Annotated in this window: 11 protein-coding genes and 1 pseudogene; 8 read left to right on the forward strand and 4 right to left on the reverse strand. The window is 69.2% G+C overall.

All coding sequences use genetic code 11. The features are described 5' to 3' along the window. Positions 1 to 314: 314 nt before the first annotated feature. Complete coding sequence (locus AB0J09_RS46210) at positions 315 to 440, reverse strand: hypothetical protein (protein WP_360706195.1); 126 nt, start codon at positions 438 to 440, stop codon at positions 315 to 317. Positions 441 to 595: 155 nt separating this feature from the next. Here AB0J09_RS46210 and AB0J09_RS46215 point away from each other — a divergent pair, with 155 nt between their 5' ends. From AB0J09_RS46215 to AB0J09_RS46225, 3 genes are all read left to right on the forward strand, one after another. Further along, the gene (locus tag AB0J09_RS46215; RefSeq protein ID WP_360706198.1) at positions 596 to 1,603 is read left to right on the forward strand and encodes a sigma-70 family RNA polymerase sigma factor; all 1,008 of its coding nucleotides are present in this window, start codon (positions 596 to 598) and stop codon (positions 1,601 to 1,603) included. A gap of 282 nt (positions 1,604 to 1,885) precedes the next feature. Beyond that, a complete protein-coding gene (locus AB0J09_RS46220; RefSeq protein WP_360706201.1) occupies positions 1,886 to 2,338 on the forward strand; it encodes a winged helix DNA-binding protein in 453 nt (150 codons plus the stop codon). 263 nt (positions 2,339 to 2,601) lie between these two features. Continuing rightward, entirely contained in the window at positions 2,602 to 3,378 is a 777-nt protein-coding gene (locus AB0J09_RS46225) for a nucleotidyltransferase family protein (RefSeq protein ID WP_360706204.1), read from the forward strand. 405 nt (positions 3,379 to 3,783) lie between these two features. On the opposite strand, the gene AB0J09_RS46230 is transcribed toward AB0J09_RS46225, so the two are convergent. Beyond that, a complete protein-coding gene (locus AB0J09_RS46230) occupies positions 3,784 to 4,521 on the reverse strand; it encodes a sulfite exporter TauE/SafE family protein (RefSeq protein WP_360706206.1) in 738 nt (245 codons plus the stop codon). Positions 4,522 to 4,718: 197 nt separating this feature from the next. On the opposite strand from AB0J09_RS46230, the gene AB0J09_RS46235 reads away from it, so the two are divergent. The 3 genes from AB0J09_RS46235 to AB0J09_RS46245 are packed head-to-tail and all read left to right on the forward strand — an operon-like array spanning position 4,719 to position 6,112. Beyond that, positions 4,719 to 4,949, forward strand: a complete 231-nt coding sequence (locus AB0J09_RS46235) for a hypothetical protein (RefSeq protein ID WP_360706209.1) — start codon at positions 4,719 to 4,721, stop codon at positions 4,947 to 4,949. Then, positions 4,930 to 5,265 carry a type II toxin-antitoxin system PemK/MazF family toxin gene (locus AB0J09_RS46240; protein WP_360706212.1) on the forward strand — a complete coding sequence of 112 codons (336 nt, stop codon included), beginning with the start codon at positions 4,930 to 4,932 and terminating at the stop codon, positions 5,263 to 5,265. Before AB0J09_RS46235 ends, AB0J09_RS46240 begins: the two co-directional genes overlap by 20 nt. Before the next feature lie 55 nt (positions 5,266 to 5,320). After that, positions 5,321 to 6,112, forward strand: coding sequence for a neutral zinc metallopeptidase (locus tag AB0J09_RS46245; RefSeq protein ID WP_360706215.1), 792 nt, complete (start codon positions 5,321 to 5,323; stop codon positions 6,110 to 6,112). Here the strand turns inward: AB0J09_RS46245 and AB0J09_RS46250 are convergent. Further along, a complete protein-coding gene (locus tag AB0J09_RS46250) occupies positions 6,049 to 6,729 on the reverse strand; it encodes a TetR/AcrR family transcriptional regulator C-terminal domain-containing protein (RefSeq protein ID WP_360706218.1) in 681 nt (226 codons plus the stop codon). The two genes, AB0J09_RS46245 and AB0J09_RS46250, sit on opposite strands and share 64 nt — an antisense overlap. Positions 6,730 to 6,800: 71 nt before the next feature. Between AB0J09_RS46250 and AB0J09_RS46255 the strand changes: the two genes are divergently transcribed. Both AB0J09_RS46255 and AB0J09_RS46260 read left to right on the forward strand, forming a co-directional pair. Continuing rightward, positions 6,801 to 7,718: an ATP-binding cassette domain-containing protein gene (locus tag AB0J09_RS46255; protein WP_360706221.1), complete on the forward strand. Its 918-nt coding sequence runs from the start codon at positions 6,801 to 6,803 to the stop codon at positions 7,716 to 7,718. 13 nt (positions 7,719 to 7,731) lie between these two features. Further along, a complete protein-coding gene (locus AB0J09_RS46260; RefSeq protein ID WP_360706224.1) occupies positions 7,732 to 8,532 on the forward strand; it encodes an ABC transporter permease in 801 nt (266 codons plus the stop codon). Positions 8,533 to 8,690: 158 nt separating this feature from the next. On the opposite strand, the pseudogene acnA reads toward AB0J09_RS46260, so the two are convergent. After that, a pseudogene (acnA, locus tag AB0J09_RS46265) lies at positions 8,691 to 8,994 on the reverse strand (aconitate hydratase); the annotation flags it as partial.

Genomic DNA, 8,994 nt, shown 5'->3' on the forward strand with positions numbered 1-8,994 from the left:
GCCTGACGGGCGAGCGCCGGCGCGAAACCCTGCCGTCCGAACCATCGCTCCCCGGCGGCGATGGGCACCGGCGACGCCCGGCGGATGTCGACGAGCTTCAGCTTCGAGACCTCGTCGGCCACGTCGCCCTTGAGCACCGTCGCGTTGCCCCACTTGGGCTCTCGGAGAGTCGACACGACGTACTTGGGCAGGCTGTTCAGCCTGTCCGCCCATTCACCGCCGCGGGACAGCCATCGCGTGGCGAACCACTCGTCGCTGCGCCGGCCCAGCAGCAGTGCCTCGGCGCCCAGCGACTCGTCGAACTCGACCTTGGCCTACGCTTCCAGGTTCTTCTCCCCGATCCGGCGGAACCAGCCGCCGTGCGTGAAGCCCTCCTCACCGTCCGGGTCCTGGACGACTCCGTCGAGTGTGACGTTCTCACTAATGATGATCTTTCCCATGTCGGGTCTCCTTGGTCGGCGTTGTGAACTGCCACTGATGCAGATGCCGCGATGCCGGCGAACTGGGCGCGCTCCGACCGCCCAGTTCTCCCCTCGGCCGGGGTCTACATCAGGATGAGAGCGCGACAAGACGCGGGAAGAAGGTGGTGAGGGCGGTGACAGCCGACCTGATCTCAAGAGCGCGGACCGGGGACGGCGACGCCTTCCGGGAGCTGACTGAGCCGTACCGCCGGGAGTTGCAGGTGCACTGCTACCGGATGCTCGGCTCCTTCCAGGACGCCGAGGACGCCCTCCAGGACACGCTGCTGAGCGCCTGGCAAGGTCTCGCGGGGTTCCAGGGACGCTCCTCGCTTCGCACCTGGCTCTACCGGATCGCCACCAACCGGTGTCTCAAAGCGCTTCGCTCGGCCAGCCGGCGACCCGCCATGGAGTGGAACATTCCCGGGGCTGAACCGCCCGAGCCGACCCGGCTGGGCGAGGTCGTATGGCTCGAGCCATATCCCGACGCCCTCCTTGAGGGCGTGATCGACGTGCCACCCGGCCCGGAGGCCCGCTACGAACAGACCGAATCCATCTCTCTGGCCTTCGTGACCGCCCTTCAGGCCCTGCCGCCTCGCCAGCTCGCCGTCCTCATCTTGCGCGACGTCCTGGAGTTCCCCGCAAAAGAGGTGGCCGACATGCTGGAGACGACCGTCGAATCAGCCAACAGCGCCCTCAAACGGGCGCGCGCCGGCCTGCAGCGCCGCTGGCCGGGGGCCGCCGACCGCGAACCGCCCCCCGCCTCCGGCTCGCCCGCTGAGGAGGCGATCGTGGCGAAGTTCGTCAGCGCGTACGAGTCCGCCGATCTCGACGCGCTGCTGGCCCTTCTGACCGACGACGTCTTCATGTCGATGCTGCCGATGCCTCTCGAATACGAGGGCCGAGACGTCGTGGCCCGCTTCTGCGCCGGTATGTTCGGCTCGGGCCGGAGGCTCGACCTCGTGCCGACGCGGGCCAACGGTCAACCCGCGTTCGGGGTCTACCTGAGCACCTCCACCGGCATCCGCCACGGAACCGGCCTGTTCGCCCTCACCCTCACCGGAGACCGGATCTGCGCCATGACCCGCTTCGACCGCGGCGTGCTCCCATGGTTCGGGCTACCGCGATCGCTCCCGAGCCGATAGCCGGTCTCCCGGCTGGTGACGCGCGCGGCGACGTGACGGCCAGGTGTCGCCGACGGGCGGGCGAAGCTTCCGCCGACGGGGTCGGCTCATCGAGCCCATCCGGCGATCTCGCCGCCTGCGACGAGATCGCCGGAGCGGGCCACTTCAGGTGAGATTTGTGACCGGACGGTCCAAGGATCCGAGTGGTGCCCTTCAACCGGTGGAAGGGGCCTGGCGGTCCTGGGACAGGTGCTCGGCGTGGGCGGGGATCGGGCTGTCGCGGCGCCGTGCCCCTGACTGCCGATGAACGACCAGGTCCTGGCCCTCGCTCAAGCGATCAAGGCGGCACAGCGGGAGATCGAGCGGCGGTCGAGCGAGGCGCTGCGGCACCTGGGCGTCACGCCCGCCCAGGCCGAGGCGATCCTGATCATCGGCGCGAACGAGCCGCTGGCCCTGCGCGAGCTCGGCGCGCGCATCATCGCCGAGTCGGGTCACCCCAGCCGGCTGGTCGACCGCCTGGTGGACGCCGGTCTCGTCCAGCGGCGCATCCCCTCGGACGACCGCCGCCGCGTCGAGCTCACCCTGACCCCGCGGGGGCGGGCCCTGACCCCCGAGATCACCCAGGCCCAGCAGTCGATGCCGGCCTGGGGCGCGGAGGCGCTCGCCGGCCACGACGTGCCCGCCGTCCTGGCGGCCCTGCACGCGATTCTCCGCGACAGCCCCCTGGGGGACGTCCTCGGCATCACCCCCGATTGACCGCCCCGCAGGGCATCAGCCCTCGCCCGCCGGCGCAGGCTCGGTAGGGGACAGATCAGGTTCGCCGGAGACGGGTCCGGGACGCCGGCCTCCACGATCGCCTGTCCCAGCTCCGACAGCGACGCCACCTTGGCCGGCTCGCAGTCGCGCAGTTGCTCCGGGGCCGCTCGTCGCTCATCGGGTCTTGAAGGGCCGCTCCACCGCACCATCTCGCGCGGGCTGATGGCGGGCGGGGGCCGGTCGGCCGCATCTAGATTGCAGGCATGACTTTCGACGATCTCATCCCGTCCGCTGGTGAGTCGCCGCTGGTATCTCGGCCGGTGACCCAGGCCGTAATCCTCGCCGGCGGCCAGGGATCACGCCTGCGCCCCTACACCGACACCCGGCCCAAGCCGATGGTCGAGATTCCAGGCACCGGTCTTCCCATCATCGGTCACCAGTTGGAATGGCTGGCGGCGGAGGGAGTGACTGATGCCGTCATCTCCTGCGGCTACCTCGCCGAGACGGTGCTCGACTGGCTGAGCACGGCGAACTTGCCACTCAACGTGATCCCGGTGGTCGAGGCCGAAGCGCTCGGACGTGGTGGCGGACTGAAGTTCGCCGCCGCCTCACTGCCCCGCCGGAGCGAGCCCTGGTATGCCACCAACGGCGACATCTGGACCCGCTTCAGTCTGCGCGCCATGGCGGACTTCCACCATGAGAGAGACGCGCTTGCCACCCTCGCCCTGGTCCGCCCCCGGCTCCCCTGGGGGACCGTCGACATCGACCGTTTCGGCAACGTCCTGGACTTCGTCGAGGCTCCGCCGTCGCCCTACCCGGTCAATGCCGGTGTCTACGTCTTCTCCGCCCCGTTCACCCCGATGCTCCCGGATCTTGGCGACCACGAGCGGAGCACATTCCCCCACCTTGCACGCCAGCGCCGCCTGGCGGGCTACGAGCTGCCGCAAGGGGTGTACTGGCGAGCCATCGACACGGCCAAGGACTTGAACGAGGCCGCCAAGGAACTGGCTGCCTTCCGCACGAAGAACACGGCGTCCTGACCTTGTGGTGAGACCCTGCGGCAGGCCCGCCCCTGTCGCCTGAAATTTCCGCCCCGCCCCTGCCTGGCCGACCATGTCAGCGCCAGCACGGTCATCCCCGCCTCGGACGCCACCAGCGCCGGCAGGGTGGCCGAGAGCGGGGTGGGGACCGGCACCAGGAGCGTGATCTCGAATACGACCCCGGCCACCAGCGTGACCCCGAGTACCAGCCAGGGGGAGGGCGCCTGCCGATCGGCCCTGATCGTACGGCGGGGCAGCCGGAAGGCGAGCCCCACGAGAGCGATCACGGGGCCACGAGCATCGAGATCAGCTGCTCATCGGTCATCGAGCGGTCCGGCTCGGCAGGCGGTTCCTTCGATGGACGGCGGCTGCACAGCGGTCTCGGACATCAAGCGTCTGCCGGTCTCACACCCCGAGCTGTGCGATCACGGTCTGTACGAGCAGCGCCACGGCGGAGGCGGCGGCCACCGCGAGGACGGCCCCCCGCACCTTGCCCCCGTCGAGATACCGCCGCAGCCGCCCCGACACCAGGAAGCCGAGCACCATGGGCACGATCAGCCCGGCCCCCGTCAACAGCGCCCGGGCCGGGAGCTCGTCCACGACCGCGAGGATGACCAGCGACTGGGCGGCGCTCAGGAAGAAGAACATCGCCAGCGTCGCCCTGATCTGCGGCCCCTTGGCGTGCTGGTACACGAGACCCATGGGCGGCCCGCCGATGCCGGTGGCCGTCCCGGTGATCCCCGAGACGAATCCGGCCGAGGCGACCGTCAGGCCGTTGCGCGGCACGCTCAGCGCCCTGGCCGTCAGCGCCACGGCGATGAGCACCATGACGGCCACGAAGGCACCCCTGATGTATACGGAAACGTAGACAACAATGACTGCACCGATGACGCTTCCTGGCAGCCTTCCCAGCACCGCGAAACCGAGCCCGCGCCAGTCCACCGTCCGCCACTCGACGGCCAGCGTGAACAGCGGCAGCGTCACGTTGACGACCTGGATGGCGCCGGGCATGCGGTCGGGGTCCAGCATGGTGAGCACGGGGGCGGCGACCAGCCCGAGGCCGAAACCCACGCCACCTTGGACAATCGCCCCGACGAAGACCGCCAGACCACCAACAATCAGCACTAATGCCGCATCAGTCATGGAGGAGAGTCAATCATCTTTACTCTCTGTTGCCATTTCTACTGCGAGAGTGACCGAGCGGGTGTAGTGTCCTCTCACGACGCCGACGTAGTGTCTGGAGTATGGCCATGAGACCTAAAGCTGCTGGGACGTCGATACGCGTCAGCATGAAGACCCGAGATCGTCTAGCCGCAATCGCCCGCAAGGAGGGCCGAGCCATGACCGAGGTGCTGAACGACGCCATCGCCGACTACGAGCAGAAGCTGTTCTGGGAAACCCTCAACGAGCAGATCGAGCGGACCCAGCGCGAAGACCCCGAGGGCTGGGCTGAATACCTCGCCGAGCGCGAGGCCTGGCTGGGGCCACGACCCCGTTCCCGCCGGATCGCGCCGGAGTGGGAGGGACTGATCACATTCCCTGAGGAGAAGGATGAAACTAGCCCAAGGTGAGATCTGGTTCACGCAGTTCGACCACAATCCGGTCGGTCGCGAGCAAGGCTTTGACCGCCCAGCCATGATCCTCAGCAGCGACCGGTTCAACCGATCGAAGCTGGGGCTCATCTTCGCGGTGCCGCTGACCAGCCGCGAGCGCGGATACCCCTCACATATCCGCATCGACCGGAATGGCACCGGGCTAGCCAGGACGAGCTGGGCGATGATCGAGCAAGTGCGCGCGATCTCACCCGACAGGCTCGACTTCTTTATTGGCAACGTGCCCGACGACGTTGTCGCAGAAGCGATCACCGCGCTCAATCGGATGCTATGAAGTTTGCCGCCCGGCGAAATAACGGTTCGCCGGGTGGCATCTCTATCGTGCCACATTGCGGCTGATCGTTAAGCTGCCCTCCGTGCAGTTCCTCCCGCTCAAGCGCGCTCTGGCCCTCGTCTCGATCCTCGCGACCGTCTGCGTACCCGCCCAGGTCGCCCACGCCGCCCCCGTCACGAGCCCGTTCTCCAAGACGGCCGGGAAGCTGCGTGACACCGCCTGCCGGGAGACAGCGATCACGTACGGGGGGATTCCGCGGGCCCGGCAGTACCTCGAAGTGGTCATGAAATGTCTTGATAAGTCGTGGGCCGCGTACTTCGAGCGGGCCGGGTGGGCGTTCAGCAAGCCCGTCGTGCGGTACTACGAGGAGCCCGAGAGCACCGTGTGCGGGGTGCCGTGGCCCGAGTACGCGGCCGCCTTCTACTGCGCCGAGCGCGGCACCCTGGTGTTCCCACTCACCGGCGGGTGGATCGAGAACCGGACCGACCTCTACCCGTTCAAGGTGGCCGCCCACGAGTACGGGCATCACCTGCAGAGCCAGCTCGGCATCTGGCGGTCGTACAAGGCCAGGGTATGGACCGATCGGCAGGGTGAGTTGAAGCGGCGTTACGAGCTGCAGGCCGACTGCCTGGCCGGGGTGTTCCTCGGCAGCGTGTGGGACTCGCTCGGCCGCACCGAGCAGGACTGGGCGGCGCTGCTCGACGCCACCCGGGCCAGCGGCGACGAGGACGGCTACCGCAGCCACGGCAAGGGCGCCACCCGCGTCTACTGGCTCAAGCGCGGCTACCGGGCCGTCTCCCCCTCGGCCTGCGACTCCTGGTCGGCCCCCGCCTCCAAGGTGGCCTGAGCGTTGAGGCGGAGCTCCATGCCGTCCAGGATCAGCTGCAGCCCGCTCTCGAACGCCCGATCGCCCTGCGGGTCGCCCTCCTCTGCCATGCCGGCCATGAGCCGCGGATAGGCCGCCTGGAACTCCTCCATGTCCGGCATGGCGTGCTCCGGGTCCGTACGCGTCCTGTCGGCCTGCTCCTCCAGCACGAACCCTGCCACGTACCCGGCGACCGTGGACAGCCCGCGCATCGCGTCCCCGGCCGTGAACCCCGCCGACTCAAGCCCTGCCACCACCCGCTCCACCGCCGCGAAGAGCTCGGGTGATGGCCGCGTGCCCGCCACGAGCCTGGCCCCGTCACGGTAGGAGTTGAGCATCGCGCGGTCGGTGTGTGCGTAGTCGGCGATCCACTCTCGCCACTTGCCCGGCTCCGTCAGCCCGGGACGGGACTGGTGCCCGGACATCATCTCCGCCGCCATCGCGTCCAGCAGCTGCTGCTTGTTCTTGAAGTGCCAGTAGAGCGCCGGGGCCTGCACGCCCAGCTCCGCGGCCAGCCGCCGCAGCGTCAGCCCGTCGAGCCCGACGTCGTCCAGCAGCCGCAGCGCGGTTGCGACGATGGTGCCTTTTTCGAGTGCCACGGTTGACAGCTTAACAACGTTCAATGCATCCTTAACGCTGTTAGATTTAACACCGTTAAGGAGGTGTCGCGATGATCTACGCGGAAGGGTTATGGAAGCGGTACGCGGCCACGGAAGCGCTCAAGGGCATCGACCTGGAGGTCCCCGCGGGCACGGTCTGCGGGTTACTCGGGCCGAACGGGGCGGGCAAGACCACCGCCGTACGCATCCTCACCACGCTCCTGCGTCCGGACGCGGGACGGGCCGAGGTCGCCGGGCTGGACGTGGTGCGCGACGCGGCCCGGTTGCGCTTCAGCATCGGCCTGGCCGGGCAGCACGCGGCGGTGGACGAGCTGCTGACCGGGCGGCGCAACCTGGAGCTGTTCGGGCGGCTCTACCACCTGCCCAGGACTGAGGCGCGGCACAGGGCGGACGAGCTGCTGGAGCGGTTCGGCCTGGCGGAGGCGGCGCGGCGGCCGGTCAAGGAGTACTCCGGGGGCATGCGGCGCCGGCTCGACCTGGCGGCGAGCCTGATCGTCTCTCCGCCGGTGCTGTTCATGGACGAGCCCACCACCGGGCTCGACCCGCGCAGCCGGCTGCAGCTGTGGGACCTGCTGCGCGACCTGGTGAAGGAGGGCACCACCCTGCTGCTGACCACGCAGTACCTGGACGAGGCCGACCAGCTGGCGGACCAGATCGTGGTCCTGAGGGAGGGCGTGGTGGCCGCCGCGGGCTCGCCCGCCGAGCTGAAGCGGACGGTAGGGGGCGATCGCGTCCAGGTCGTCTTCCGGGAGCCGGGAGACGTGGACGCGGGGCTGCGGCTGCTCCGGCGCGCCGGGTCGCCGGACATCGAGAGCGCCGGGGGGCGGCAGGTGACCGTTCCCGCGGCCGACGGCGCGCAGTCGCTCATCCGCATCGCCGGCGCGCTGGACGCGGCCGGCATCCCCGTGGAGGACCTGGCGCTGCGGCGGCCCACCCTCGACGAGGTCTTCCTCCGTCTGACGGCCTGAAAGAAGCCCATCGATGTACGAAACCTTGCGCTGGACCCTGCTGGACTCCCTCACCATCGCAGGCCGCACCTACTCGCGGCTGAAGGCACAGCCGGGCGAGATCGCCGGCTTCCTGGTGTTCCCCGTGATCATGACCGTGCTGTTCGGCTACGTCTTCGGCAGCGCGATCACCCTGCCCAACGGCGGCGACTACCGCAACTACCTCATGCCCGGCATCTTCATGCAGGTCATGGCCATGACCGCGACCTCCGCCGCCACCACCGTGGGCGAGGACATGGCGCGCGGGATCATCGACAGGTTCCGCGCCCAGCCCATCGCCCGCAGCGCCGTGCTGGTCGGCCGCACTGTGGCCGACCTGTCGATGCACCTGCTGTCGCTGGCCGCGATGGTGCTGGCCGGAGTCCTGCTGGCCGGGTGGCGGGCGCACGGGAGCCTCGGGTCGACGGTGGCCGCTTTCGGGCTGCTGGCCCTGTTCGGGTTCGCCATGATCTGGGTGGGCACGTACATCGGCCTGTGGATCAAGAGCGGCGCGCAGGCGGACGCGGCCACGTTCGGCTGGTTGTTCCCGATGACGTTCCTGGCCAACACGTTCGTCCCCATCGAGGGACTGCCGGTCTGGCTCAAGCCCGTCGCCGACTGGAACCCCATGAGCGCCGTCGTGGCCGCGACCCGTGGCCTCTTCGGCAACCCCACCTCGGTCTCCTCCGCCTGGCCGCTCCAGCACCCGGTGGCGGCGAGCCTGATCTGGTCGGTGGCGATCCTCGTGGTGTTCCTGCCGCTGGCCGTCCACCGCTACCGGACGATGTCAGGATGACGAAGAGCCGCCCGGCGGGGGGTGTCCCGCCGAGCGGCTCTCCTGTGTCGGGTGGTTCCCCCGATACGGGCGCGTGAGGATCGCGCCCAACCCCGGCTCAAGTAAGCCAAGGGCTCCCGCCCTTCGCTCGGCTCATGACCGCGCGAAGGCCCGGGAAGTCACTTCGCGAGCAACGAGCGAAGAACGTACTGCATGATCCCGCCGTGCCGGTAGTAGTCGGCCTCGCCCGGCGTGTCGATGCGGACGACCGCGTCGAACTCCACGTCGCCCGCCTTGACGTGCACGGTGCGCGGGATGCCGCCCGAGTTGAGCTCCTCGACGCCCGTGATGTCGAACGTCTCCTCGCCCGTCAGCCCAAGCGTGGCGGCCGAGGCCCCCTCCGGGAACTGCAGCGGCAGCACGCCCATGCCGATCAGGTTGGAGCGGTGGATGCGCTCGTACGACTCGGCGATGACCGCGCGC

It is taken from the genome of Nonomuraea sp. NPDC049784 (assembly GCF_040659615.1).
GTDB lineage: Bacteria > Actinomycetota > Actinomycetes > Streptosporangiales > Streptosporangiaceae > Nonomuraea.